Source organism: Streptomyces sp. YS415, assembly GCF_023544665.1.
Classification (GTDB): Bacteria; Actinomycetota; Actinomycetes; order Streptomycetales; family Streptomycetaceae; genus Streptomyces.
The window spans coordinates 232,257-257,862 of sequence record NZ_JAMJFL010000001.1 but is presented as its reverse complement, the minus strand read 5'-3'; the positions used below and the strand labels follow the sequence as shown (position 1 = coordinate 257,862).

General features: G+C 72.6%; 25 protein-coding genes, 1 pseudogene and 1 riboswitch. Of the genes and pseudogenes, 15 read left to right on the top strand and 11 right to left on the bottom strand.

Translation table 11 applies throughout. The features are described 5' to 3' along the window. Nucleotides 1-11: 11 nt before the first annotated feature. From M8H82_RS01160 to M8H82_RS01145, 4 genes are all read left to right on the top strand, one after another. Nucleotides 12-560: a carbonic anhydrase gene (locus M8H82_RS01160; RefSeq protein WP_250070368.1), complete on the top strand. Its 549-nt coding sequence runs from the start codon at nucleotides 12-14 to the stop codon at nucleotides 558-560. A gap of 237 nt (nucleotides 561-797) precedes the next feature. Continuing rightward, a complete protein-coding gene (locus M8H82_RS01155; RefSeq protein WP_250070367.1) occupies nucleotides 798-1,838 on the top strand; it encodes a MoxR family ATPase in 1,041 nt (346 codons plus the stop codon). Beyond that, nucleotides 1,838-3,199: a DUF58 domain-containing protein gene (locus M8H82_RS01150; protein WP_250070366.1), complete on the top strand. Its 1,362-nt coding sequence runs from the start codon at nucleotides 1,838-1,840 to the stop codon at nucleotides 3,197-3,199. The genes M8H82_RS01155 and M8H82_RS01150 overlap by 1 nt, the downstream gene beginning before the upstream one ends. Continuing rightward, nucleotides 3,196-5,580, top strand: coding sequence for a DUF3488 and transglutaminase-like domain-containing protein (locus M8H82_RS01145; protein ID WP_250070365.1), 2,385 nt, complete (start codon nucleotides 3,196-3,198; stop codon nucleotides 5,578-5,580). The genes M8H82_RS01150 and M8H82_RS01145 overlap by 4 nt, the downstream gene beginning before the upstream one ends. A 79-nt stretch (nucleotides 5,581-5,659) precedes the next feature. On the opposite strand, the gene M8H82_RS01140 is transcribed toward M8H82_RS01145, so the two are convergent. The 3 genes from M8H82_RS01140 to M8H82_RS01130 form a co-directional block, all read right to left on the bottom strand. Next, nucleotides 5,660-6,049 carry a DUF3040 domain-containing protein gene (locus M8H82_RS01140; RefSeq protein WP_250070364.1) on the bottom strand — a complete coding sequence of 130 codons (390 nt, stop codon included), beginning with the start codon at nucleotides 6,047-6,049 and terminating at the stop codon, nucleotides 5,660-5,662. A gap of 278 nt (nucleotides 6,050-6,327) precedes the next feature. Continuing rightward, nucleotides 6,328-7,098: a methyltransferase gene (locus M8H82_RS01135; protein WP_250070363.1), complete on the bottom strand. Its 771-nt coding sequence runs from the start codon at nucleotides 7,096-7,098 to the stop codon at nucleotides 6,328-6,330. A 143-nt stretch (nucleotides 7,099-7,241) separates the two neighbouring features. Beyond that, complete coding sequence (locus M8H82_RS01130; RefSeq protein ID WP_250070362.1) at nucleotides 7,242-7,805, bottom strand: SAV_6107 family HEPN domain-containing protein; 564 nt, start codon at nucleotides 7,803-7,805, stop codon at nucleotides 7,242-7,244. A gap of 161 nt (nucleotides 7,806-7,966) precedes the next feature. On the opposite strand from M8H82_RS01130, the gene M8H82_RS01125 reads away from it, so the two are divergent. The 5 genes and pseudogenes from M8H82_RS01125 to M8H82_RS36715 all read left to right on the top strand — a co-directional run. Further along, nucleotides 7,967-8,707 carry an ATP-binding cassette domain-containing protein gene (locus tag M8H82_RS01125; RefSeq protein ID WP_250070361.1) on the top strand — a complete coding sequence of 247 codons (741 nt, stop codon included), beginning with the start codon at nucleotides 7,967-7,969 and terminating at the stop codon, nucleotides 8,705-8,707. Continuing rightward, on the top strand, nucleotides 8,679-10,763 hold the full coding sequence (locus M8H82_RS01120; RefSeq protein ID WP_250070360.1) for a YhgE/Pip family protein: 2,085 nt from the start codon (nucleotides 8,679-8,681) through the stop codon (nucleotides 10,761-10,763). The genes M8H82_RS01125 and M8H82_RS01120 overlap by 29 nt, the downstream gene beginning before the upstream one ends. 23 nt (nucleotides 10,764-10,786) lie before the next feature. Continuing rightward, the gene (locus M8H82_RS01115) at nucleotides 10,787-11,416 is read left to right on the top strand and encodes a TetR/AcrR family transcriptional regulator (protein ID WP_250070359.1); all 630 of its coding nucleotides are present in this window, start codon (nucleotides 10,787-10,789) and stop codon (nucleotides 11,414-11,416) included. A 362-nt stretch (nucleotides 11,417-11,778) separates the two neighbouring features. Continuing rightward, a complete protein-coding gene (locus tag M8H82_RS01110; RefSeq protein ID WP_250070358.1) occupies nucleotides 11,779-12,396 on the top strand; it encodes a DUF4126 domain-containing protein in 618 nt (205 codons plus the stop codon). A 30-nt stretch (nucleotides 12,397-12,426) separates the two neighbouring features. Continuing rightward, nucleotides 12,427-13,224 (top strand): annotated as a pseudogene (locus M8H82_RS36715) (phytoene desaturase family protein); the annotation flags it as partial. A 776-nt stretch (nucleotides 13,225-14,000) separates the two neighbouring features. Here M8H82_RS36715 and M8H82_RS01100 read toward each other — a convergent pair. From M8H82_RS01100 to M8H82_RS01075, 6 genes are all read right to left on the bottom strand, one after another. Further along, complete coding sequence (locus tag M8H82_RS01100; RefSeq protein ID WP_250070356.1) at nucleotides 14,001-14,924, bottom strand: hypothetical protein; 924 nt, start codon at nucleotides 14,922-14,924, stop codon at nucleotides 14,001-14,003. 56 nt (nucleotides 14,925-14,980) lie between these two features. After that, the gene (gene metF / locus M8H82_RS01095) at nucleotides 14,981-15,904 is read right to left on the bottom strand and encodes a methylenetetrahydrofolate reductase [NAD(P)H] (RefSeq protein WP_250070355.1); all 924 of its coding nucleotides are present in this window, start codon (nucleotides 15,902-15,904) and stop codon (nucleotides 14,981-14,983) included. A gap of 110 nt (nucleotides 15,905-16,014) precedes the next feature. Then, nucleotides 16,015-16,662 (bottom strand): thiamine phosphate synthase, encoded by a 648-nt coding sequence (gene thiE, locus M8H82_RS01090; RefSeq protein WP_250070354.1) that lies wholly within the window; start codon nucleotides 16,660-16,662, stop codon nucleotides 16,015-16,017. 74 nt (nucleotides 16,663-16,736) lie between these two features. Continuing rightward, nucleotides 16,737-17,108 (bottom strand): Rv2175c family DNA-binding protein, encoded by a 372-nt coding sequence (locus tag M8H82_RS01085; protein WP_250070353.1) that lies wholly within the window; start codon nucleotides 17,106-17,108, stop codon nucleotides 16,737-16,739. A 52-nt stretch (nucleotides 17,109-17,160) separates the two neighbouring features. After that, nucleotides 17,161-18,378, bottom strand: a complete 1,218-nt coding sequence (locus tag M8H82_RS01080) for an FAD-dependent oxidoreductase (RefSeq protein WP_308293227.1) — start codon at nucleotides 18,376-18,378, stop codon at nucleotides 17,161-17,163. A gap of 32 nt (nucleotides 18,379-18,410) precedes the next feature. Beyond that, the gene (locus tag M8H82_RS01075; RefSeq protein WP_250070352.1) at nucleotides 18,411-18,761 is read right to left on the bottom strand and encodes a hypothetical protein; all 351 of its coding nucleotides are present in this window, start codon (nucleotides 18,759-18,761) and stop codon (nucleotides 18,411-18,413) included. A 52-nt stretch (nucleotides 18,762-18,813) separates the two neighbouring features. Continuing rightward, a riboswitch (TPP riboswitch) is annotated at nucleotides 18,814-18,925 on the top strand. Between M8H82_RS01075 and thiO the strand changes: the two genes are divergently transcribed. The 5 genes from thiO to M8H82_RS01050 all read left to right on the top strand — a co-directional run bounded on the left by thiO (nucleotide 18,923) and on the right by M8H82_RS01050 (nucleotide 23,992). Beyond that, nucleotides 18,923-20,080, top strand: a complete 1,158-nt coding sequence (gene thiO, locus M8H82_RS01070; protein ID WP_250070351.1) for a glycine oxidase ThiO — start codon at nucleotides 18,923-18,925, stop codon at nucleotides 20,078-20,080. Its footprint overlaps the riboswitch before it by 3 nt. Next, entirely contained in the window at nucleotides 20,077-20,277 is a 201-nt protein-coding gene (gene thiS, locus M8H82_RS01065; RefSeq protein ID WP_250070350.1) for a sulfur carrier protein ThiS, read from the top strand. The genes thiO and thiS overlap by 4 nt, the downstream gene beginning before the upstream one ends. Nucleotides 20,278-20,280: 3 nt before the next feature. Then, complete coding sequence (locus M8H82_RS01060; RefSeq protein ID WP_250070349.1) at nucleotides 20,281-21,075, top strand: thiazole synthase; 795 nt, start codon at nucleotides 20,281-20,283, stop codon at nucleotides 21,073-21,075. A gap of 94 nt (nucleotides 21,076-21,169) precedes the next feature. Continuing rightward, nucleotides 21,170-23,101, top strand: coding sequence for a Stk1 family PASTA domain-containing Ser/Thr kinase (pknB, locus tag M8H82_RS01055; protein ID WP_250070348.1), 1,932 nt, complete (start codon nucleotides 21,170-21,172; stop codon nucleotides 23,099-23,101). A gap of 12 nt (nucleotides 23,102-23,113) precedes the next feature. Then, the gene (locus tag M8H82_RS01050) at nucleotides 23,114-23,992 is read left to right on the top strand and encodes a deoxyribonuclease IV (protein ID WP_250070347.1); all 879 of its coding nucleotides are present in this window, start codon (nucleotides 23,114-23,116) and stop codon (nucleotides 23,990-23,992) included. A 16-nt stretch (nucleotides 23,993-24,008) separates the two neighbouring features. Here M8H82_RS01050 and M8H82_RS01045 read toward each other — a convergent pair whose 3' ends face one another. Then, a complete protein-coding gene (locus tag M8H82_RS01045; RefSeq protein WP_250070346.1) occupies nucleotides 24,009-24,641 on the bottom strand; it encodes a sulfite oxidase-like oxidoreductase in 633 nt (210 codons plus the stop codon). 188 nt (nucleotides 24,642-24,829) lie between these two features. Between M8H82_RS01045 and bfr the strand changes: the two genes are divergently transcribed. Further along, nucleotides 24,830-25,306: a bacterioferritin gene (gene bfr, locus M8H82_RS01040; RefSeq protein WP_250070345.1), complete on the top strand. Its 477-nt coding sequence runs from the start codon at nucleotides 24,830-24,832 to the stop codon at nucleotides 25,304-25,306. 1 nt (nucleotide 25,307) lies between these two features. On the opposite strand, the gene M8H82_RS01035 is transcribed toward bfr, so the two are convergent. After that, a complete protein-coding gene (locus tag M8H82_RS01035; protein WP_250070344.1) occupies nucleotides 25,308-25,550 on the bottom strand; it encodes a (2Fe-2S)-binding protein in 243 nt (80 codons plus the stop codon). Nucleotides 25,551-25,606: the final 56 nt, after the last annotated feature.

Below are 25,606 nucleotides of genomic sequence, written 5' to 3'. Positions count from 1 at the left end.
CCGTCATAGGTATGACGACATCTGCATCGGTTCCCGCGGGTCCCCAAGGCGCCACCGCCGATGGCGGCACGGTCACGGACCGTCTCGTCGAGGCGAACGAGCGGTACGCCGCCGCGTTCACCGACCCGGGCATGGACGCCCGGCCGGTACTGCACGTGGCCGTGGTGGCCTGCATGGACGCCCGTATCGACCTGCACGCCTCGCTCGGCCTGGCACTCGGCGACTGCCACACCATCCGCAACGCGGGCGGCGTGGTCACGGACGACGTGATCCGCTCGCTCACCATCAGCCAGCGGGCGCTCGGCACCCGCAGCGTGGTGCTCATCCATCACACCGGCTGCGGTCTGGAGAGCCTCACCGAGGAGTTCCGGCACGACCTGGAGATGGAGGTCGGCCAGCGCCCGTCCTGGGCGGTGGAGGCCTTCCGGGACGTCGACCAGGACGTACGGCAGTCCATGCAGCGCGTGCGGACGTCGCCGTTCCTTTTGCACACCGACGATGTGCGCGGCTTCGTCTTCGATGTGAAAACCGGCCTGCTGCGCGAGATCGACCCCGCGTAACCTGCCGCTGAAGCTGTCGTTTCGCTGTTGATTTTTCGGCTTGGGGCCGCTCAAAAGGCGGTAAGACCGACATAACGCGGGCAGTTGTCCACAGGCGAGTGACACGAAACGGTAACGGCAGCAAGAATGCGGGTGTGGCGTCACGCGGAACTTTTCCCGGGTGGTGTCCGTGTTTCGGGGTGGGCCGGTCCGCAACGCAGAGCGTCGGCCCGGAATGAACGGGCCGAGGAGGGCCGGGTGACGACCTATGACGATCGAGCGAGCCTCACTGATCTGACCGCCACCGTCGAGCGAGTCCGCAGTTCGGTGGAGGGAGTGATCGAGGGCAAGCCCGAGGTCGTACGGCTTTCGCTGACCGTGCTGCTCGCCGAGGGACATCTTCTGATCGAGGATGTCCCCGGCGTCGGCAAGACAATGCTGGCCAAAGCGCTGGCACGGTCGATCGACTGCTCGGTACGGCGTATTCAGTTCACCCCTGACCTGCTGCCCTCGGACATCACGGGTGTGTCCATCTGGGACCAGCAGCGCCGGGATTTCGAGTTCAAGCCGGGCGCGATCTTCGCGCAGATCGTGATCGGCGACGAGATCAACCGCGCCTCGCCCAAGACCCAGTCCGCGCTGCTGGAGTCCATGGAGGAGCGCCAGGTCACCATCGACGGGCAGACCTACGAGCTGCCCAGCCCCTTCATGGTGGTGGCCACCCAGAACCCGGTCGAGATGGAGGGCACCTACCCGCTGCCCGAGGCGCAGCGCGACCGCTTCATGGCGCGGGTCTCCATCGGCTATCCGAGCCCGGAGGCCGAGCTGGAGATGCTCGACATCCACGGCGGGGTGAACCCGCTGGACGACCTCCAGCCGGTGGCGCACGCGCACGAGATCGTGAAGCTGATCGACGCCGTCCGCGGGGTCCACGTCGCCGAAGCGGTGCGGCGCTACGCCGTGGACCTGGTGGCCGCCACGCGCAACCACCCGGACCTCAGACTCGGGGCCTCCCCGCGCGCGACGCTGCATCTGCTGCGCGCGGCGAAGGCGTCCGCCGCGCTGAGCGGCCGGGAGTACGCCCTGCCGGACGATGTGCAGGCGCTCGCCGTGGCCGTCCTGGCCCACCGGCTGCTGCCCACCGCCCAGGCCCAGCTCAACCGCCGTACGTCGGAGCAGGTCGTCCAGGAGATCCTGCAGCGCACCCCGGTGCCCGCCGCTCCGCAGCAGCAGAGCGGCTTCGGCGGCCTCGGCCGCGGCGCCCCGGCGTATCCCCAGCAGCCGCCGCGGAGGCTGTGATGAGCATCGGGGGGACGGGGCACGCGGAGGCGGACCGGGGTGAGCAGGGCGGGATGCGCACCGCGCTGTCCGGTCTGACCACCCGCGGCCGCTCCTTCCTGGCCGCCGGGGTGGCGGCCGCGATCTGCGCGTACGTCCTCGGGCAGAGCGACCTGCTGCGCGTGGGGCTGCTGCTCGCGGTGCTGCCGCTGGTCTGCGCGTCCGTGCTCTACCGCACGCGCTACCGGGTCGCCGGCAGCCGCCGGCTCTCCCCCGCGCGCGTGCCCGCGGGCAGCGAGGCCCGGGTCCATCTGCGGATGGACAACGTCTCCCGGCTGCCCACCGGCCTGCTGATGCTCCAGGACCGGGTCCCCTACGTCCTCGGCCCGCGCCCGCGCTTCGTGCTGGACCGGGTGGAGGCGGGCGGCCGCCGCGAGGTGTCCTACCGCGTCCGCTCCGACCTGCGCGGCCGCTATCCGCTCGGGCCGCTCCAGCTGCGGCTGAGCGACCCCTTCGGCATGTGCGAGCTGACCCGGTCCTTCTCCACGTACGACACCCTGACGGTGATCCCGCGCGTGGAGCCGCTCCCCCCGGTCCGGCTCAGCGGCGAGGCCACCGGGTACGGCGACGGACGGCAGCGCTCGCTGGCGCTGGCCGGCGAGGACGACGTGATCCCGCGCGGCTACCGCTACGGCGACGACCTGCGCCGGGTGCACTGGCGTTCCACCGCCCGCTACGGCGAGCTGATGGTGCGCCGCGAGGAGCAGCCGCAGCGCGCCCGCTGCACGGTGCTGCTGGACACCCGGGACCCGGCCTTCCAGGGCGCTGGTCCGGACTCGGCCTTCGAATGGGCCGTGTCCGGCGCGGCCTCGGTCCTCGTACACATGCTGGAGCGGGGCTTCTCGGTACGGCTGTTGACGGACACCGGCAGCTCGGTGCCCGGCGAGGGCGCCGACGGGTTCGCCGGCGCCAGCCAGGAGACGGCGGACTCGGCCGGGCTGATGATGGACACCCTCGCGCTGATCGACCACTCCGACGGCACCGGCCTGTCCCGGGCCTACGACGTGCTGCGCGGCGGGAACGAGGGACTGCTCGTGGCGTTCTTCGGCGACCTCGACGAGGAGCAGGCCGCGGTGGCCGCCCGGATGCGCCGACGCAGCGGGGGCGCGGTCGCCTTCCTGCTGGACAGCGACACCTGGGTGCGGGAACCGACCGACGTGGCCGGGCCGTCGGACAGGAGCGAGGAGCGGCTGCGGATGCTGCGTGAGGCGGGCTGGACGGCCCTGAGCGTGCCGCGGGGCGCCTCCCTGGAGGAGCTGTGGCGCCAGGCGGACCGGGAGCGCACGGGCTTCGTCGCCGCCAGTGGGGAGGGACCGGCATGAGCGGGCGGGCACGACTGGCACTGTTCGCCGCCCTGGCCACCCTGGCCGCGGCATGCGCCCTGCTGCCCCTCGTCGAGGACCCCACCTGGCTCTTCCAGGCGGTCTTCCTGCTGGCCGTGCAGACCGGTGTGGGCCTGGCCGCCCGCCGGGTGCCGCTGGCCCGGGCGCTGACCGTGGCCGCGCAGACCCTGGTGACGCTGCTGCTGCTGACCCTGACCTTCGCCCGTGAGCAGGCCCTGTTCGGGCTGGTGCCGGGCCCGGAGGCCCTCGCGCACCTCGGCGACCTGCTCCAGACCGGCACGGACGACGTCGGGCGGTACGCCATCCCGGCGCCGCTGTCCGACGGCATCCGGCTGCTGCTCGTGGGCGGTGTGCTGGTCATCGGGCTCGCGGTGGACATCCTCGCGGTGACCTTCCGCAGCGCGGCCCCGGCGGGGCTGCCGCTGCTCGCGCTGTACTCGATCGCGGCGGGCCTGTCCGACGGCGGCGCCGACTGGGTGTGGTTCCTGATCGCCTCGGCCGGCTACCTGATGCTCCTGCTCGCAGAGGGCCGGGACCGGCTCTCGCAGTGGGGCCGGATCTTCGGCGGCGCTCCGCGCACACCGGGCGGCGGCGAGGCGGGCGGCGCCGTCGCGCCGGTGCGCGCCGGGCGGCGGATCGGCGTGGTGGCGCTCGGCATCGCCCTGGTGGTGCCGCTCGGGCTGCCCGCGATGAACGGCGGTCTGCTGGACGGCGCCGGCACCGGAGTGGGCTCCGGGTCCGGGGGCGGCGGCACCATCTCCGCGGTGAACCCGCTGGTGTCGCTGCGCGACAGCCTGAACGTGGACGAGGACCGCCAGGTCCTCTCCCTGCGCACCAGCACCGACGACCTGTCCAACATGTATCTGCGGATCGTCTCCCTGGACGACTTCGACGGCACCACCTGGAAGCCGTCCAAGCGGAACATCACCTCGGTGCCGCGCGAGTTCCCCACCCCCATGGGGCTCGGCCCCGACACCGAGCGCGCGGAGATCGAGACCCGGATCTCGGCCGCGAACTGGTACGCCCAGGACTGGCTGCCGATGCCCTATCCGCCGAGCGGCGTCGACATCGAGGGCAACTGGCGCTACGAACCTCTCGGCATGACCCTCGTCGGCGACCACGGCCAGAACACCCGCGGGTTGACGTACACGGTGCGCAGCCTCGACGTGCAGCCGACCGCGGAGCAGCTCGCCGACGCGCCGGAGCCGTCGGCGGCGATCAAGCGGGAGTTCACCGAGCTGCCGTCGTCGCTGCCGGAGGAGGTGGCGCAGACGGCGCGCGAGGTCACCGACGGCGCGAGCGGCCCCTACGAGCAGGCGGTCAGGCTCCAGGAGTACTTCGCCGTCACCGGCGGCTTCCAGTACGACACCGAGGTGCAGGTCGGCAGCGGCTCCTCCGCGATCGTCCGGTTCCTGCGGGACAAGCAGGGCTTCTGCGTCCACTTCTCCTTCTCGATGGCGGCGATGGCCCGCTCGCTGGGCATACCCGCCCGGGTGGCGGTGGGCTTCGCGCCCGGCACCCCGCAGGGCGACGACTCCGTGTCGGTGGGCCTGAAGGACGCCCACGCCTGGCCCGAGCTGTACTTCGAGGGCGTGGGCTGGACCCGCTTCGAGCCGACCCCGACCCGGGGCTCGGTGCCCTCGTACACCCAGACGGAGGTGCCCGGCAGCACCCTGCCGGACGTGGCGCGGCCGACCCGGTCGGCGAGCTCGGCCCCCAGCGCGGCACCCTCGGAGAGCGAGAACTGTGCGGCGGGCGGCAACCCCGAACTGTGCGCGAGCGAGGCCCCGCAGGCCGCGCTGGCCGACGACGACGACGGCCCGAAGTGGTACGTCGCCCTGGCCTGGTCCCTCGCCGGACTCGCGGCCCTGCTGATCCCGCTGTCGCCGCTGCTGTGGCGGCTGCGCACCCGGGCGGTACGGCTCGGGGCGCACGGCCGTGGCGAGGCGGACACGGTCCCGCACGTCCTGGCGGTCTGGCAGGAGCTGATCGACACGGCGTGGGACCACGGGATCATGCCGGAGGAGTCACAGACCCCGCGCAAGGCGGCGGCCCGGATCGTCCGGCTGGGGCACCTCGACCCGGAGGCCGCGGCGGCGGTGCACCGGGTGGCCGACGCCGTCGAGCAGGTGCTGTACGCGCCGCGGCCGGCTCCGGTGGCGGGGCTCGCGGCGGACGCCCGCCGGGTGGTCGCCGCCCTGCGGACCACGGTCAGCCGGGGCACCCGGGCTCGAGCATTGTTCCTGCCGCGTTCGACCGTGCGTGTGGTGTGGGCGGCGGCGGGATGGTGGGCCGGGGTCACGGCGAAGGCCTCCGCGGCCCGGCCGCCGGCGGGCAAGCCCTCGGGGCAGCGCAGCTGAGACCGGCGCGAACGCGCGCGTGAGGGGGCGACCACCGCAAGGTGGTCGCCCCCTTCACACAGGAGCTGCGGGTCTGGCGCTAGTGGCCCTGTTCGTCGCGGCGCCGCTGCCAGCGCTGCTCGATACGGTCCATCATGGAGCGCTTGGTCCGGCCCTGACGGCTGGCCTGCGGACCGCCCGCCGGCTGTTCACCCGGCTTGGGGGCCTTGCGCCAGCCGGTCACGGCGAGTACCGCACAGCCCAGCATGACGAGGAAGCCCACCACGCTGAGCCAGACCTGCTTGGCGACCATTCCAGCCATGAGGAGCGCGATACCCACGAGGAAGCCGGCGACCGCCTGGTACACCCGGCGACGGGTGTACGTGCGCAGCCCGCTTCCCTCAAGCGCTGTCGCGAACTTGGGATCTTCGGCGTACAGCGCTCGCTCCATCTGCTCGAGCATGCGCTGCTCGTGCTCCGAGAGCGGCACGGAGTCCTCCTCATCGTGCAGTCGCCGGGGCGACCCGGGGGGTCCCTTCAGGATAGGCAGGGAATCGCCCCCGTGAAACCCGCCCCTCTACGCCAATTGGCCAACCGGGATCCCGCCATGGACGTCCCGGCCGCTGAGGTCTGCATTCCCCAGAGGCCGACCCGTCATGCCGGGCGGTCTCCCTCGATCATACGGCGCTGCGCGTCCGATCGGGGGGCCTGTGGCGTACTCCATGTGCAGCCAAGTACCTGATCAGCGGCGCGCCCCCAGGAGCCGGCTCACGCCTCGACGGTCCCCCGCGTCTCCCCGAGCACATGGAGCTGTGTGGCAACGGAGTGGAACGCGGGCAGCTCGGCCGCCGCCTCCTCCAGCTTCAGCAGCGCCTCCATGGCGCCGGGTTCGGTGTCCACCAGGACGCCGGGCACCAGGTCGGCGAAGACCCGGACGCCGTGCACGGAGCCGACGCGCAGGCCCGCTCCCTCGACCAGCGCGGTGAGCTGCTCGACGGTGAAGCGGTGCGGCATGGGATCGCCGGCGCCCCAGCGGCCGTTCGGGTCCTCCAGGGCCTGCTTGGCCTCCTTGAAGTGCCCGGCGAGGGCGCGGGCGAGGACGGCGCCGCCGAGACCGGCCGCGAGCAGGCTGAGGACGCCCTCGGGGCGCAGGGCGGCCACGGCGTTGCGCACGCCCTCGGCCGGGTCGTCCACGTACTCCAGGACGCCGTGGCACAGCACCGCGTCGTAGCCGCCGCGCTCCACCACGTCCAGCAGGCCGTGAGCGTCGCCCTGGACGCCCTGGACCCGGTCGGCGACGCCGGCCTCGGCGGCGCGGCGCTCCAGCGCGAACAGGGCGTTCGGGCTGGGGTCGACGACGGTGACGCGGTGGCCGAGGCGGGCGACCTGCACGGCGAATCTGCCGCTGCCGCCGCCGGCGTCGAGGACGTCCAGCGCCTCCCGGCCCGTGGCCTTGACCTGGCGGTCGAGGGCGTCCTTGAGGACCTCCCAGACCACGGCGGTACGGAGAGAGGCGCGGGGTCGCATCGGGTCCGACACGGCTGTTGACTCCTCGGCGCGGCACCGCCTCTGATGCGGCGGAGCGATCGGGGTGCCGACCGGCCCGGAGTACCGGAGCGGGACGGCTTCAGGCGTGTCCCACCCTATTGCCTCCGGTGCCGGTCCCGGTCACCGTGGTGCCGTCACCCCGCGTCCGGAAAGCCGTGGCCCGGGGCCTGTCCCTCCTCGTGGTCGATGTCCTGGCGGGGCTGCGGAAGGACCGGCTGGAGGACCAGCATCCGCTCGACGAGGCGCAGGAACATCGCCACGTCACGTATCAGGTCGTCGGCGTCCCGGCGACTCGCCGCGCCCTGGATGCCCGCCTCGGCCCGGGCGCGGCGCCGGGCCCCCGAGGCGAAGAGCGCGCTCCATTCGGAGAGCTCGGGCGCGATCTCGGGGAGCACTTCCCAGGCGCTCCGGATACGCGCCCGGCGTCGGGAGGTGGGTTCGGGGCGTCCCCGCGCGGCGAGGACGGCGGCGGCGGTGCGCAGGGCGGCGAGGTGGGCCGTCGCATAGCGCTCGTTGGGGGTCTCCAGGACGGCGGCCTCGTCGAGTCCGGCACGGGCCTGGGCGAGCAGGTCGAGGGCGGCGGGTGGGGCCGTGGCCCGGCGCAGCACGGGATGCACATCGCTCGCCGGGCCGGTCAGTGAGGGGGCAGGGCCGGTGGCGCGGCGCCGGCGGGCGGCGGCTGCGTGGTAGCTGGCCATGACGATCCTCCTGTCGTCGTGTGACGGCAATGGGTGCCGTATGTGCCCATCGTGAGGTATGGCACTGACAATCCGATCTGACCTGCACTTTTGCTTCGATCGACAGTTCGGGCTAGTTTTTGCACTGACCAGTCAGTTCAAAACCAGGGGGTGGGGGAACCGTGGCCGGAGTCGGCGTCACGGCCCGGGGCCTCGGTCTCGAAGGGCCCCGCGGATGGGCGTTCCGCGGGGTCTCCTTCGAGGCGGAGCCGGGCGCGCTGATCGCGGTGGAGGGGCCGTCCGGATCCGGGCGCACCTGTCTGCTGCTCGCGCTCACCGGACGGATGAAGCCCACCGAGGGCACCGCCACCGTGGACGGGGCCGCGCTGCCGAAGCAGCTCTCGGCGGTACGGCGGCTCAGCGCGGTCGCCCATGTCCCGGGCGTCACCGATCTCGACCCGGCGCTCACGGTCGCCGAGCATCTGCACGAGCGGGCGCTGCTCCAGCGCCGATACGGCGGCTCGCTGCGCGGGCTGCTGCGCCCGCGCGCGGAGCGGGTCGCCCAGACCCGGCTGCGGATCGAGCGTGCCCTGGCCGCCGCCGGGCTCGACCGGGAGGCCCTGCCGAAAGGGTCCCGGACGGCCGTACGCGATCTGGAGCGGGTGGAGGCGCTGCGGCTGTCCGTGGCGCTGGCGCTGATCGGTGAGCCGGGGCTGCTCGGCATCGACGACACCGACCTCAAGCTCTCCGACGCCGAACGGGCCGAGGTCTGGGCGCTGCTCAGGTCGCTCGCGCAGGCCGGGACGACGGTGGTCGCGGTGTGCAGCCAGGCCCCCGAGGACACCGTCGCGGTGTCCACCGCCCCCCGGGACGAGACGGAGGAGGTGCCCGCCGATGCGCTCGCCGAAGCTGGCCGCGCTTGAGATCCGGCGCTTCGGGCGCGGAAAACTGCCGCGTGCCGCCCTGGTCGCGCTGCTCGTGCTGCCCCTGCTGTACGGCGCCCTGTACCTGTGGTCCTTCTGGGACCCCTACGGCCGTCTGGACCGGATCCCGGTGGCACTGGTCAACGACGACCGGGGTGCGAAGGCCGACGGGAAGAAGATCACGGCCGGTGACGACATCGTGCGGGGGCTGCGCGAGAGCGAGGTCTTCGACTGGCACGAGGTGAGCGCCGAGGAGGCACGCGCGGGCGTGGAGGACGGCAGGTACTACCTGTCGCTGACCATGCCGGCCGACTTCAGCGGGCGGATCGCGTCCGGTTCGGGCGACTCCCCGGAGACCGGCGCTCTTCAGGTGCGCACCAACGACGCCAACAACTACATCGTCGGCCAGATCTCCCGGACGGTTTTCGGCGAGGTGCGCGACGCCGCGTCGACCAAGGCCTCGCGGTCCTTCCTGGACCGGATCTTCATCTCCTTCTCCGACATCCACGGCGCCACGGTGAAGGCCGCCGAGGGCGCCGACAAGCTGGAGACCGGCATCGGGAAGGCCGAGAAGGGCTCGCGCGACCTCGCCGACGGGCTGAAGGACGCCAAGAGCGGCAGCGGCAAGCTGGCCAAGGGACTGAAGAAGCTCGACAAGGGCGCGGGCGACCTGGAGGACGGCTCGAAGAAGGTCGCCGAGGGCACGCAGACGCTCGCCGACAAGGTCAACGCGGCCGCCGGGAAGGTGGGCCCGTTCCTGAAGGACAACGAGAAGAGCATCGGCGACACGGCCCAGCTGGTCGCCGACGCGTCCGGCGCGATCCGCGACAACCTCGACGCCCTGGTGAAGCGCGCGCCGACCGCGGCCGAGCAGGCCCACCAGGCCGCCGACGACCTGGCGGGCGTCCACAAGGCGCGCTGCGAGGACGCCGTACTGCCCGACACCGCCTGCGCGGACCTGAAGACCGCCAGGGACGCCGCCGCGGACGTGGCCGGCGTCGCCGACGACGTCAACACGCTGATCAGCGACCAGGACGGCAACCTGGACAAACTCGACAAGCACCTGGCCACCCTGGAGAAGCAGGCCCAGGCGCTCGCCGACCGGGCCCCCGGGCTCTCCGAGGACCTCGACGACGCCGTCACCAAGATCAACGACCTGAACGAGGGCGCCGCGAAGGTCGCCGCAGGTGCCGACAAACTCCACACGGGGCTCGGCACCGCCAGGACCGGGGCCACCGACCTGGACGAGGGCGTCGGCGATCTCAAGACCGGCGCGGGGGACCTCAAGGCGGGCCTGTACAAACTCGTCGACGGCTCCGGGGACCTCTCGGACGGGCTGCACGACGGCGCCGGGCAGATCCCCGACTACGACAAGCGGGACCGCGACGAGCGCACCGAGGTGATGTCGGACCCGGTCCGGCTCGTCTCCGAGGACCTGCACAAGGCGCCCAACTACGGCACCGGGTTCGCCCCGTACTTCATCCCGCTGTCCCTGTGGGTGGGCGCGATGGTGGCGTACATGCTGATCGCGCCGATGAACCGGCGCGCGCTCGCGGCGGGCGCCTCCGCCTGGCGGATCGCGCTGGCGGGCTGGCTGCCGGTGGTGGTGATCGGGGTGGCCCAGACGGTGGCCCTGATGTCGGTGCTGCACTGGGCGGTCGGGCTGCAGATGGCGCGCGCGGCCGGGACGGTGGGGTTCCTGTTCCTGGTCACGGCGTGCTTCGCGGCCCTCGTGCAGTGGCTGAACGCCCGGTTCGGGGCGGCGGGCCGGATCCTCGTCCTCGCCCTGCTGATGCTCCAGCTGACCTCCGCGGGCGGCACCTACCCCGTGCAGACCAGTCCGGGCTTCTTCAACGCCCTGCACCCCTTCCTGCCGATGAGCTACGTCGTCGAGGCCCTCAGGCGGCTCATCACGGGCGGCGGACTGGGACCGGTCTGGCACGCGTGCGTGGTGCTCGTCGCCTTCACCGCGGGCGCCCTCGCGCTGACCGCCCTGTCGGCCCGCCGCCGCCAGGTGTGGACGCTCGACCGGCTGCACCCGGAGCTGACCCTGTGACCGCACACGGGACAATCATGGCCATGGAACGCAGCAGCGCCGCGTCGGGCGGCAGCACCCGCCGTGAGGCCACCCGGCAAAAGCTCTACGAGGCCGCCGTCACGCTCATCGCCGAGCAGGGCTTCTCCGCCACCACGGTGGACGAGATCGCCGAGCGGGCAGGGGTCGCGAAGGGCACGGTCTACTACAACTTCGCGAGCAAGTCCGTCCTCTTCGAGGAGCTGCTGCGGCACGGCGTCGGCCTGCTCACCGCCTCCCTGAAGGAGGCGGCCGAGGGCACGGCCCGCGACGGCGGCAGCAAGGTGGACGCCCTGGACGCGATGATCCGCGCCGGCCTCGGCTTCATCGCCGCCTACCCGGCCTTCACCCAGCTGTACGTGGCCGAGCTGTGGCGCACCAACCGGGCCTGGCAGTCCACGCTCATGGTGGTCCGGCAGGACGTCGTCGCCGTGGTGGAGGGCGTGCTGCGCGACGGGGTGGCCAACGGCGAGTTCACCGACGAGATCGACATCCCGCTGACCGCGGCCGCCTTGGTCGGCATGGTCCTGGTGGCCGCCCTGGACTGGCAGTCCTTCCAGCCGGAGCGCTCCCTGGACGACGTGCACGCGGCCCTGTCCCGGCTGCTCCAGGGACGGGTCAGCGGCCGGGGCTAGCACGCATGCGGAAAGCGCCGGTCCGCCGTGGCAGCGTCCCCCGCGTGCCACTGCGAACCGGCGCTTCCGCCGCACTCCCCCCGTTCCCCCGTCGGCCCCCGTCCGGTCGTTCCCCCGGGTTCCCCGTGTCTCGCTTCCGCCGACGCGCGGGCCGGCGGAAGGAGCGGATCCAGGGCCGCTCCGTTCCGGCGCCCCGTGTCGCCGGTGCCGGAGCCGGTCCCCTTCTCCGTGCTTCCACTCTCTCGTTCCCGCAGGTCGCGGCCCATCCGCGCGCGTACTCATCTCGCCCCGTAGGTACGCGTACTCAGCCCTGTGTGCGCGGGCCCACACCGGGCTGCCGCCCACTGGTTACGATCGCCTCCGTGGAGGTACTCCCTCTGGTCTTCACCAGCGGCTGGGCCAGCGGCATCAACGCGTACGCGGTGGTGCTGCTCCTCGGCCTGTTCGGCGCGACGGGGGTGAGCGACGAGGTCCCCGAATCCCTCCAGCGGCCCGAGGTGCTGATCGCGGCGGGCGCGCTGTTCCTGTGCGAGGCGGTCGCCGACAAGATCCCGTACGTCGACTCGGCGTGGGACTCGGTGCACACCCTGATCCGGCCGGCCGCCGGCGCCTGGGTGGGCGCGCTGCTCGCCGGGCAGAGCGGCTCGCTGCCGGACGTGGCGGCGGGCCTGGTGGGCGGCTCCTCGGCGCTGGCCAGCCATGCGGTCAAGGCCGGGACGCGGATGGCGGTCAACACCTCCCCGGAGCCGTTCAGCAACGTGATCGTGAGCCTCGCCGAGGATCTCGGGGTCGCCGGGATCGTCACCTTCGCGATGTTCAACCCGGAGGCGGCCGCGGTCATCGCGGGTGTCCTGCTGCTCACCGGCCTCACCGTGCTGTTCTTCCTCGCCTCGCGGATCCGGCGGTTCCTGCGGCGCAGGGCCCAGCGGCGGGAGGAGAGACGGCTGGCGGCCGGGACCGGGCCGCCTCCGCCGCCGTGACTGTCAGTGGTGGCCGATAAAGTCCCTGGCATGGCACGGATTGCGGTGATCGGCGCCGGGACGGGCGCGATGGCGGCCGCCGCCCGGCTGGCCGTCGCGGGCCACCGGGTGGCGGTGTACGAGCGTACGGAGACCTACGGCGGTGCGGTGCGCCGCTTCGAGCGGGACGGCTTCTCCTTCGACACCGGCCCCGGTCTGCTGACCCTGCCCGCCGTCTGGCGCGATCTGTTCGTCAAGACCGGCAAGGAGCCCTTGGAGGACCGCGTCGAGCTGGTCCAGGTCGATCCGTCCTCGCGCCATGTCTTCGCGGACGGCACCGAGGTGTCCCTGCCGAACGCGTCGCGCGCGGGAGTGGTCGCGGCCCTGGACGAGGCGCTCGGCGCGGGCGCGGGCGCACGCTGGGGCGACTTCCTGGTGCGGGCCCGCGAGGCCTGGGACCGCAGCCGCAGACCGCTCCTGGAGGAGCCCTTGTGGCCCAACTGGGAGGTGCTGGCCGGGCGCGAGCCCTATCCGGCGGTCCCGCACAAGCGTCTGCTGCGCACCCGCCGGGCCGCGACCCTCGCCGAGGTCGGCGCCTGGGAACTGCGCGACCCCCGGCTCACCGCCCTGCTGGAGAGCCACGCGCTCGGGTACGGCCTGCATCCGGAGGCCGCCCCGGCGAGCGCGGCCGTACTGCCGTACATGGAGCACGCCTTCGGCACCTGGTACGTCCTCGGCGGTGCCCGGGAGCTGGCGCGTGCGGTGTACGAGCGGTGCCTGGCCCGGAAGGTCGAGTTTCACTTCGGCGCCGAGGTGACCGGGGTCCTGGAGAAGGACGGCCGGGCGGCGGGGCTCGAACTCGCGGACGGGACAGCGGTACAGGCGGACTTCGTGGTCGGCACCCGGCCCTGGGGCCTGACCGGTCATCAGCTGTACGGGGCGGCGGACGTCGGACCCCGGCCGGAGGGGGCCGCGCACGGCCGGGTCGTGGTCTGCCTGGCCCTGCGCGGTGCGCGCGAGGCGGGCGCCGCGCACCGGACGGTGGTGCACGCTCCGGACCGCAGGGCCGAGTTGGACGCCCTGGGTCGCGGTGAGCCGCCCGCCGGGCCGACGGTCCGCGTCGACCGCCCGGCGGACCCCGCCCTGCGGCCCGACAAGGAGCACGAGTCGGTGGTCCTCACGGCGACGGTGCCGTCACGGACGGTGTACGACTGGGCCGCTCCCGGCGCCGCCGACTCCTTCGCGGACCGGATGGCCGAGGCCGCCGAGCGGGCGGTGCCGGGGCTGCGGGAGCGGACGCTGTGGCGCGAGGTCCGTACCCCGGTGCACACCGAGGCGGAGACGGGCGTCGAGGGCGGCGGGGTGCCCGCGCCCGCGCTGGCCGCGGCGGAGGGGCGCTTCCTGTATCCGCCCAACAGCACCCGCATGGCGGGCCTGTTCGGTGTCGGCGGCTGGTCGCACCCCGGCGGGGGCCTGGCGCACGCGGGCATGTCGGGCGCGCTGGTCGCCGGACTGATCGTGGAGGGACCGGACTTCCGGGGCTCTCAGTGACGGGCACTCAGTGCCGCGCTCAGTGACGGGCTCTCAGTGACGGAAGCGACCGCCGGAAGTGACGTGAGCGGCCGCTAGAAGCGGTACTGCTCGTCGTACCCGCCGCCCTGCTGCCCCTGGCCGCCCTGGTACGGGTACGGCTGCTCCGGCGGGAGTTCGCCGCCGTAGGGGTCGTCGGTGCTGCGCTGCTGCGGGACCCACACCCCGCCGGGCGGGGTGCCCTCGCCGGTGTAGGTGCCGGTGACGTACTGGTCCTGGGCGTAGCCCTGCTGCCCGTACTGCTGGCCGTAGCCCGCGTCGTACGAGCCGCCGCCGTAGGTCTGGGTGCCGATGTACGGGTCGGAGTAGGCGGCGTACTGCTGCTGACCGGTGGTGTCGTAGCCGTACTGCTGCTGGTCGTAGCCGGTGTAGCCGTAGTTCTGGTCGGCCGCGGTGGCGTACTGGTCCTGGGGCTGCGCCGCCGCGTAGGAATGGTCCTGCTGAGCGCCGTAGACGCCGTAGGAGCCGGTGTCGTCCGGCAGGGGCTGCGGCTCGTAGATCGCGGTGGTCTCGGCGGCCGAGGGCCCCGCCGGGCGCGAGGGCGTGAAGACGTCGTCGCGGTCGTAGTCGTCGTGACCGGAGCCGTCGCGGCCGTAGCCGCTGTCGTCGCCGTAGTGGCCCTCGCCGGCTTCGAGGCCGGAGACCTCCAGGGTCGGGTCCTGGTGCTCCGGCTCACCGCGGCGGCGCTTGGACCCGGCCAGCGCCGGAGCGTTCACCGCCCAGCCGGAGGCGAAGCCGCGGCGGAACGACAGCGTGACGTAGGTCTGGCCGACCGCGAAGGCGGCGGCACCCAGCCCGATGACGATCACCGACGGGATCAGCACCCCGAGCACCACGCCCAGGAAGCCGACGAAGGCGAGCAGCCGCCAGCGCAGCCGTGCCTTGTACTGCAGCAGCACCTCACCGAGCAGCCACAGCGCGACGATGCCGAACGCGATGTAGAGGACCGTCCAGCCCATGTACGCCCCTCTCCCAGTGGCCGTTACGCAGTGTGTCCTACAGCGACGCGGCCGGTCTAGGCCTGCGGAGGATGGTGCAGGCCCAGGTTCTCGTAGATCTCCAGGGTCGCCGTGGAGTTGTTCAGCGTGATGAAGTGCAGACCCGGCACTCCCTCGGCCAGCAGCCGTGCGCAGAACTCCGTGGCGAAGTCGATGCCAATGGAGCGTACAGCGGCCGGATCGTCTTTGGCTGTGAGGATCCGCTCTTTCAGGGCCGCCGGGAAGGCCGCGTTGGTGAGGGACGGGATCCGGTCCAGCGTCTTCACGCTGGCGATCGGCATGATCTCGGGGATGATCGGGGTCGGGCAGCCGGCCGCGTCGACCCGGTCACGCAGCCGCAGATAGTCCTCCGGATCGAAGAACATCTGGGTGATCGCGTAGTCCGCGCCGGCCCGGCACTTGTCGACGAAGTGCCGCACGTCCGCCTCCCACTCCGCGGAGCGCGGGTGCATCGCCGGGAAGGCCGCGACGCCCACGCAGAAGTCGCCGGACGCCTTGATCAGTTCGACGAGTTCGGCGGCGTAGGTCAGGCCCTGCGGGTGCGGGACCCAGTCGCCCATCGGGTCGCCGGGCGGGTCGCCGCGCAGCGCGAGCATGTTGCGGATCCCGGCGTCGGCGTACTGCCCGATGATGTTGCGCAGGTCGGCCACCGAGTGGTCGACCGCGGTGAGGTGGGCGATCGGGGTGAGCGTGGTGGTGGAGGCGATGGCCTCGGTGGCCTTGACCGTGCCGGCGCGGGTGGTGCCGCCCGCGCCGTAGGTCACGGAGACGAAGTCGGGCGCCACGGCCTCGACCCGGCGCAGCGCGTTCCACAGGTTCCGCTCGCCCTTCGGGGTCTTGGGGGCGTAGAACTCGAACGAGTACGTCGTCTTGCCGGTCGCGAGCATCTCGCGCACGGTACGAGCGTGGTCCGACCTGGTGGATGCGGTGCCGAGGGCCATACCCGCAGGTTAGTCAGGGGGCGACGGTCGCCCAACCGGATGCCGGATATTTGCCCGAATTGTCGGGTTGTTGTCCAGTCCGTGGACATACGGCGGGCCAGGAGGAGCCGTCAGCCCTGCCGCAGCCGCTTGGCGAACTCCGCCGCCGCGGCGCCGGGGTCGTCCGCTTCCGTGATCGCCCGTACGACGACGACCCGGCGGGCGCCCGCTTCGAGCACCTCGTCGAGGTTGCCCAGGTCGATGCCGCCGATGGCGAACCAGGGGCGGTCGGTGCCCAGGGCGGCGGTCTGCCGGACCAGCTCCAGGCCGGGGGCGTGGCGGCCGGGCTTGGTCGGCGTGGGCCAGCAGGGGCCGGTGCAGAAGTAGTCCACGCCCTCCTGGACCGCGGCCGCCTCGGCCTCGGACCGCGCGTGCGTGGAGCGGCCGATGAGGACGTCGTCGCCGAGGATCGCGCGGGCGGCAGGGACCGGCAGGTCGCCCTGGCCGAGGTGGAGGACGTCCGCCCCGGCGGCATGGGCGACGTCCGCACGGTCGTTGACCGCGAGGAGCTTGCCGTGGCGCGCGCAGGCGTCGGCGAGGACCGCCAGGTGCTCCAGCTCCTCGGCGGCCTCCATGCCCTTGTCGCGCAGCTGCACGATGTCGACACCGCCGGCGAGGGCCGCGTCCAGGAACTCGGCGAGGTCGCCCTGGCGCTTGCGGGCGTCCGTGCAGAGGTACAGCCGGGCGTCGCCGAAGCGGTCGCGTGCGGTGGCGGGCATAGGTGTTCCCCCGTGATCGGTGGTGTACGGGCCCCGGGCACCCCGCGGCCCGTACACCGGGACTGTTGATCGGTTCAGACGGCGAGCGCCTGGGCGCGGCGCTTCACCTCCATGCCGCGATTCTCGCTCAGGGCCTGTGCGGGGGTGCCGGGCAGGCTCTCGTCGGGCGTGAAGAGCCACTCCAGCATCTCTTCGTCGGTGAAGCCGTCGTCCCGGAGCAGCGTCAAGGTCCCGGCCAGGCCCTTGACGACCTTCTGCTCGGCCCCGTCGATGAAGGCGGCGGGGACGTGCAGCGCGCGGTTCTCACCACGGCGTACGGCGATGAGCTGGCCGTCCTTGACCAGCTGCCGCACACGCGTCACCTCGACACCGAGCTGTTCGGCGATGTCGGGGAGGGTGAGCCAGGCGGGGACGAGAGCATCGATCTTTGCGTCAATCTCGGTCACGGAACCAAGCCTGCCATCCCGCACTGACAACAGGAAGCCAGGGCGCTCCGGGCTAGGCCGTGGCCTTCTTCAGGGGCCTGGCCGGGTCCTCCAGCAGGGCCGGGTCCATGCGGGTGCCCGATTCGATCAGGCGCCGCCCCTGGGCCAGGTCCCGGGGCCGGCCCACCGCGAGCAGGGCGATCAGGCGGCCCTCGCGGAGCCAGCAGACCGTCCAGGCGGGGCCGGCCGGGTCGCCGCGCCACACCGTGGTGTCGGCCGAGGCGTGGTGGCCGGCGTACTGGACGAAGCGGCCGAACTGCTCGGACCAGAAGTACGGGACCGGGTCGTAGACCAGCGGGGCCTCGCCGACGATGTCCGCGGCGACCGTGCGCGGGCCCTGCAGGGCGTTGTCCCAGTGGTGGACCAGGAGGCGCTCGCCGTAGCGGGCGGAGGGGAAGGAGGCGCAGTCGCCGACCGCGTACACGTCGGGCACCCCGGTGCGCAGGTGGTCGTCGGCCACGACCTCGCCGTGCGCGCCGAGCTCGACGCCGGAACCGGCCAGCCAGGCGGTGGCGGGGCGGGCGCCGATGCCGACGACGACGGCGTCCGCCGGCAGCAGCGAGCCGTCGTCGAGGACCACCGCGCCGGGCTCGACGCGCGCCACGCGCGCGTGGGTGCGCAGATCGGCCCCGCTGTCGGCGTACCAGACGGCCATCGGCGCGGCCACCTCGGCGGGCAGCGCGCCCGCGAGCGGCCGGTCCGCGGCCTCCACGACCGTCACCGAACAGCCCGCCTCGCGCGCGGCGGTGGCGAACTCGGCGCCGATCCAGCCCGCGCCGACGACCACGATGTCGTGCTGCCGGGCGAGTACGGGCCGCAGCCGCTCGGCGTCGTCGAGCGTGCGCAGCAGATGGACCCCGGGCACGCCCTCGGCGACCGGCAGCCGGATCGGTTCGGCGCCGGTGGCGATGACCAGGACGTCGTAGGGGACCGGGCCGGCGGCGGTGTCCAGCTCGTGGTCGGCCGGGCGGACGCCGAGGACCTCGCGGCCGAGGTCGAGTGCGATGCCGAGGGCCTCGAAGTCCACGTCGAAGGCGGATCCCTCGGCCTTGCCGAGCAGGACGGCCTTGGACAGCGGGGGCCGGTCGTAGGGCTGATGGGGCTCGGCGCCGATCACCCGCACCGTGCCCGGGAAGCCCTGTTCGCGCAGGGCGACCGCGGTCTGCACGCCGGCCATGCCCGCGCCGACCACCACCACCCGCCGCTGCGACGTCGTCGTCTGCTCGCTCACCTGATCACCATAGACAACTGACAATCTGTCAGTCAGCCGTCGTGCCGCGTGACCTGCTCCACAACGCTGGTCCCCCGGCCCGGCTGGGACTCCCACTCCCAGCTCTCCTCCAGCCGCACCCGCCCGTCGGCCAGCTCCACGACCGTAGACACGCAGTGCCCGGACGAGGTGGTCCCGTCCCGCTTGAGCTGCACGTACCGGAAGTCCAGCCGGTCGCCCTCGCGCGTGCCCACCAGATGCCCGCGGACGACGTCGCCGCCCGCGTACTCGGCCCAGATCTCGCCGTCCTGCTCGTGGTAGGTGAAGCGGGTCCGCGTGCCCACCTGACCTGGGGCCTGGTCGGCGACAGGGGCGAGGACGAGGCCGTCGAGCGAGCGGGACATGGGGCGGGACTCCCTGCAGAGGCGCGGAACGAGCGGTTAGGGTGGCCAACGTACAAGCACTCGCGGGAGCCCGGACGCACCGGGCTGAGAGGGAGGCTGGCGGCCTCCGACCGTACGAACCTGATCCGGGTCATGCCGGCGAAGGGAGGGGCTGGACGCCCATGTCGCCTACGCGTTCGTCAGACGTCCTCGTCCTCGGGGGCGGGATCATCGGCCTGGTCACGGCGTGGCGGGCCGCGCAGCGCGGGTTCGCCACGGCCGTGGTGGACCCCGAGCCGGGCGGCGGCGCCGCCCAGGTGGCGGCCGGCATGCTGGCCGCCGTCACGGAACTGCACTACGGCGAGCAGACGCTGCTCGGCCTCAATCTGGCCTCGGCGCGCCGCTACCCCGCGTTCGCGGCCGAGCTGACCGACCTCACCGGACAGGAGCTCGGCTACCGGCAGTGCGGCACCCTCGCGGTCGCGCTGGACGCCGACGACCGGGCGCATCTGCGGGAACTGCACGCGCTGCAGCGCGAGTCGGGGCTCGACTCGGAGTGGCTGTCCGGGCGGGACTGCCGGCGCCTGGAGCCGATGCTCGCGCCGGGTGTACGCGGCGGGCTGCGGGTGGACGGCGACCACCAGATCGACCCGCGGCGCCTGGCACGGGCGCTGGTGACGGCCTGCGAGCGGGCGGGCGTGGTCTTCCACCGGACGTGGGCGACCCGGCTGACGGTGGTGCGGGGCCGGGCGGCCGGGTGCGTGACGGACGACGGCACCGCGCTCGGCGCCGGGCAGGTGGTCCTGGCGGCCGGCAGCCTCAGCGGGCGCCTCGCGGGTATCCCGGAGGACGTGCTGCCTCCCGTACGGCCGGTGAAGGGGCAGGTGCTGCGGCTGACCGTGCCGAAGCGGCAGGCGCCGTTCCTGAGCCGGACCGTCCGCGCGGTGGTGCGCGGCAGCCAGGTCTACCTGGTGCCGCGGGCCGACGGCGAGCTGGTCGTCGGCGCGACCAGCGAGGAGCTGGGCTGGGACACAACGGTGACCGCGGGAGGCGTGTACGAGCTGCTGCGCGACGCGCACGAGCTGATGCCCGGCATCACCGAGCTGCCGCTCACCGAGACCCGCGCGGGGCTGCGTCCCGGCTCCCCCGACAACGCGCCCCTGCTGGGCCCGACCGAGCTGGACGGCCTGCTGCTGGCGACCGGGCACTACCGCAACGGCGTGCTGCTCACCCCGGTCACCGGGGACGCCCTCGCGCACGCCCTGGCCACCGGTGAACTCACCGACGAGGCCCGTCCCTTCAGTCCGAAGCGGTTCGCACGCACGGAGCAGCCGGTATGAACATCTCGGTCAACGGCGAGCGTCGGCGGATCGAGCCGGGCACGGCTCTCGACACGCTCGTGAAGTCCCTCACCGCGGCGCCCTCCGGAGTGGCCGCCGCGCTCAACGAAACCGTCGTCCCGCGCGCGCAGTGGTCCTCGACGTCCCTCTCCGAGGGGGACCGGGTCGAGGTCCTGACCGCCGTCCAAGGAGGCTGACCCATGGCCGACGATCCCTTTGTCCTCGGCGGTACGTCCTTCGCGTCCCGGCTGATCATGGGCACGGGCGGTGCGCCCTCCCTGGAGGTGCTGGAGCGGGCGCTGGTCGCGTCCGGCACGGAGCTGACCACGGTCGCGATGCGGCGGGTGGACGCCTCGGTGCACGGTTCGGTGCTGTCGGTGCTGGACAGGCTCGGCATCCGGGTGCTGCCGAACACGGCGGGCTGCTTCACGGCCGGGGAGGCGGTGCTGACGGCCCGCCTCGCGCGCGAGGCCCTCGGCACCGATCTGGTCAAGCTGGAGGTCATCGCCGACGAGCGGACCCTGCTGCCGGATCCGATCGAGCTGCTGGACGCGGCGGAGACCCTGGTGGACGACGGTTTCACGGTGCTGCCGTACACCAACGACGACCCGGTGCTGGCGCGGAAGCTGGAGGACGTGGGCTGTGCGGCGATCATGCCGCTGGGGTCGCCGATCGGCTCCGGGCTGGGGATCCGCAACCCGCACAACTTCCAGCTGATCGTGGAGCACGCGCGCGTACCCGTGATCCTGGACGCCGGGGCCGGTACGGCCTCGGATGCGGCGCTGGCGATGGAGCTGGGGTGCGCGGGTGTGATGCTCGCCTCGGCGGTGACGCGGGCGAAGGAGCCGGTCCTGATGGCCGACGCGATGCGTCACGCGGTGGAGGCGGGACGCCTGGCGTACCGGGCGGGCCGGATTCCCAAGCGGCACTTCGCGCAGGCGTCCTCCCCGGAGGCGGGGCGGGCGGCGCTGGATCCGGAGCGGCCGGCGTTCTGAGCGGCCGTGGGTTGCGTCACAGGTCGGCTTCAGTCCCGCCACTGTCCCGGACGGAGAGCCGGGGGTGTCAGTCTCGGCTCGTAGACTCGCCTGCGTGGATACGACCCTTCAGGACCCGCTGGTCGGGCAGGTGCTCGACGGACGCTATCGCGTCGAGGCGCGGATCGCCGTCGGCGGGATGGCCACGGTCTACCGGGCCGTGGACACCCGGCTCGACCGTGTGCTCGCGCTGAAGGTGATGCACCCCGGGCTCGCCGCCGACGGGACCTTCGTGGAGCGGTTCATCCGCGAGGCCAAGTCGGTCGCCCGGCTCGCGCACCCCAATGTCGTGCAGGTCTTCGACCAGGGCACCGACGGGGCGTACGTCTACCTCGCCATGGAGTACATCGCCGGCTGCACCCTGCGTGACGTGCTGCGCGACCGCGGGGCGCTCCAGCCGCGTGCCGCCCTGGACATCCTGGAGCCGGTCCTCGCCGCGCTCGGCGCCGCGCACCGGGCCGGCTTCGTGCACCGGGACATGAAGCCGGAGAACGTGCTCATCGGGGACGACGGCCGGGTCAAGGTCGCCGACTTCGGGCTGGTGCGGTCCGTGGACACGGTGACCAGCACCACCGGTGCCGTCCTCGGCACCGTCTCCTACCTCGCGCCGGAGCAGATAGAGCAGCCGGGCACCGCCGACGCCCGGGTCGACGTGTACGCGTGCGGTGTCGTGCTGTACGAGATGCTGACCGGCGAGAAGCCGCACGACGGGGAGTCCCCCGCGATCGTGCTCTACAAGCACCTGCACGAGGACGTCCCGCCGCCGTCGGCCACCGTGCCGAATCTGGCGTACGAGCTCGACTCGCTGGTCGCCTCGGCCACCGCGCGCACCCCGGACGTCCGCCCGCACGACGCGGTGGCGCTGCTCTCCGAGGTTCTCGCCGCGCGCGCCATGCTCAGCGAGGCCCAGCTGGACGCGCTGCCCCCGCAGGCCCTGTCCGCCCGGCACGACAGCGCCGAGGACCGTACGAGCGTCATCCCGCGCTCGCTGACGGTGCCGCGCCCGCTGCCGGTCGACGAGGAGGAGGACCGGTTCCACCGCACCAGCCGGCTGGAGTCCGCCGCCCCGCTCCCGCCCGCCCCTGCGGGCCGCCGGGGGTCCCGGCGCGGTCCCCTCGCCCTGGTCGTCGCCGTGCTGCTGGTGCTCGGCGTCGGTGCGGGCGTCTGGTACATCAACTCCGGCCAGTTCACCCGGGTCCCGGCGCTGCTGACCCAGACCGAGGCGAAGGCGAAGGACCGGCTGGGGGATGCCGGTCTGGAGGTCGGCTCGGTCGACCGTGCCTTCAGCGACACCGTCGAGCGCGGCCGTGTCATCAGCACCGACCCTGCCGTCGGCAGCCGGATCCGGCACAACGACGCGGTCGATCTGGTCGTCTCCAAGGGTCCGCAGGTCGTGAAGGTGCCCGACCTGGAGGGCTACCGGCTGGACAAGGCGAAGGAGCTGCTGAAGGACGCGGGTCTGGAGCCGGGCATGGTCACCCGGGAGTTCAGCGAGAGCGTCGCCCGGGGCTCCGTGGTCTCCACCAGCCCCGAGGCCGGCACCGAGCGCCGCTCGGGCTCCGCCGTCGCGCTGGTGCTCAGCAAGGGCCGCCCCGTCGACGTGCCGGACGTCACCGGCGAGAGCCTGGAGGACGCCCGGGCCGAGCTGACGGAGGCGGGCCTGAAGGTGCGGGTCGCCGAGGAGGAGGTCACCTCGTCCGACTACGACAAGGGCGAGGTCGTCGAGCAGACGCCGCAGCCCGACACCCAGGCCGTCGCGGGCGACACCGTGACGCTGACGCTGTCCAAGGGCCCGGAGATGATCGAGGTCCCGGACGTGGTCGGTGACAGCGTCGACGACGCCACAGCCGCGCTGGAGGCCGCGGGCTTCGAGGTCGACGAGGACCGCGGGCTGCTGGGGCTGTTCGGCGACACGGTCGAGAGCCAGTCCGTGGAGGGCGGCGACACCGCTCCCAAGGGCTCGACGATCACCATCGAGATCCGCTGACAGGACGCGCAGATGACCCCTCCGCAGCTCCGCAACCCCGTCGGCGGCCATGTCCCGGTGGCCGGCGGACTGAACTCCGTGGGCCTGGCCTACGCCCGTGACCTCAAGGCGGAGACCGTGCAGGTCTTCGTCGCCAACCCGCGCGGCTGGGCCACGCCCGCCGGCAACCCGCGGCAGGACGAGGCGTTCCGGGCGGCCTGCGCGGAGGGGTCGATCCCGGCGTACGTGCATGCCCCGTACCTGATCAACTTCGGTTCGCACACCGAGGCGACCGCCGAGCGGTCGGTGGAGTCGCTGCGCCACTCGCTGCGGCGCGGGCGGGAGATCGGGGCGCTGGGCGTGGTCGTGCACACGGGCAGCGCGACCGGCGGCCGGGACCGCTCGGTGGCCCTGCGGCAGGTACGGCAGTACCTGCTGCCGCTGCTGGACGAGCTGACCCACGACGACGACCCGTTCCTGCTGCTGGAGTCGACGGCGGGCCAGGGTTCCTCACTGTGCTCGCGCACCTGGGACTTCGGGCCCTACTTCGAGGCGCTGGACGCCCATCCCAAGCTGGGCGTCTGCCTGGACACCTGCCACGTCTTCGCCGCCGGACACGACCTGACCGGCCCGGACGGCATGCACCGGACCCTGGATCTGCTGGTGGACACGGTCGGCGAGGGACGCCTGAAGCTGATCCACGCCAACGACTCCAAGGATGTGGTCGGCGCACACAAGGACCGGCACGCGAACATCGGCTCCGGCCATATCGGCGAGGACCCGTTCCGCGCGCTGATGACCCACCCCGCCACCGCGGGCGTACCGCTGATCATCGAGACGCCCGGCGGCAAGGAGGGGCACGCGGCGGACGTGGAACGCCTGAAGAAACTGCGGGAGAGCGGCGAGCGCTGAACCCTTTCGTTCGGGCCTAGAGCTCCGGCCCGTCCCCCGGCTCCTCCTGGTAGGAGTAGCGCTGTTCCTTCCAGGGGTCGCCGATGTTGTGGTAGCCGCGCTCCTCCCAGAAGCCGCGGCGGTCGGCCGTCATGTACTCCACGCCCCGGACCCATTTCGGGCCCTTCCAGGCGTACAGATGAGGCACCACCAGGCGCAGCGGGAAGCCGTGTTCCGCGGTGAGCAGTTCGCCGTCCTTGTGCGTCGCGAAGATCGCGCGCTCGTCGGCGAAGTCCTCCAGGCGCAGGTTCGAGCTGAAGCCGTACTCGGCCCAGACCATCACATGGGTGACGGTGTCGGCGGGCGGGGCGAGCTCCAGGACGGTCCGGGCCGGGATCCCGCCCCACTCGGCGCCGAGCATGCTGAACTTGGTCACGCAGTGCAGATCGGCGACCACGGTGGTGTACGGCAGGGCCGCGAACTCCTCGTGGGTCCAGCAGCGCTTCTCGCCGTCGGCGGTGGCCCCGAAGACCCTGAACTCCCAGCGCTCGGGGCGGAACTTGGGGACCGGCCCGTAGTGGGTGACCGGCCAGCCGCGCTGCAGGCGCTGCCCCGGCGGGAGCTCCGGCTGTACCGCTCCTCCAGATGCGCTCTCCACCGGCTGACCCATGTATCCATCCTGACAGACCCGAGGCAGTGCACTTGACCAGCCGTACGACAAAGCAGGCAAAGCGGTCAAATTCAAACTAAGCATGCACTTACTTACTAAGTGAAGACTTACTGGACGATCTTCGATACCGGTGCAAGGATGCGGCGCAACCTGCCAGTTCCCCCGTTCTCTTGGAAGGAGCCTCTGCGATGCAGGGCGACCCCGAGGTCATCGAATTCCTCAACGAGCAGCTCACCGGCGAGCTGACGGCGATCAACCAGTACTGGCTGCACTACCGGATCCAGGACAACAAGGGCTGGACCAAGCTCGCCAAGTACACGCGTGAAGAATCCATCGACGAGATGAAGCACGCGGACAAGATCACCGAGCGCATCCTGATGCTGGACGGGCTGCCCAACTACCAGCGGCTGTTCCACGTCCGGGTCGGCCAGACGGTCACCGAGATGTTCCAGGCGGACCGGCAGGTGGAGGTGGAGGCGATCGACCGCCTCAAGCGCGGGATCGAGGTGATGCGCACCAAGGGCGACATCACGTCCGCGAACCTCTTCGAGTCGATCCTCGAGGACGAGGAGCACCACATCGACTACCTGGACACCCAGCTGGAGCTGATCGACAAGCTCGGCGAGGCGCTCTACCTGGCCCAGCAGATCGAGCAGCCGAGCTGAGCTACGCGGCCTCTTCCAGCCGTTCCAGCTCGGCGAGGACCGGTCGGCCCTGGTCGGCCAGCTCACGGCGGGGGCACGCGCCCCGGCCCAGCAGCGCCTGGATCCGGCGTACGCACGAGCCGCAGTCGGTGCCCGCCTTGGAGGCCGACGCTATCTGGCGGGGGGTGCAGGCACCGTCCTCCGCGTGCTTCTTCACCTGCTGCTCGGTGATGCCGAAACAACTGCAGACGTACACGCGGTTCACCTCCCGCCGGGATCGATACGTAGGCCGTCCCGATTCATGGTCGGTGAGGCTAACCT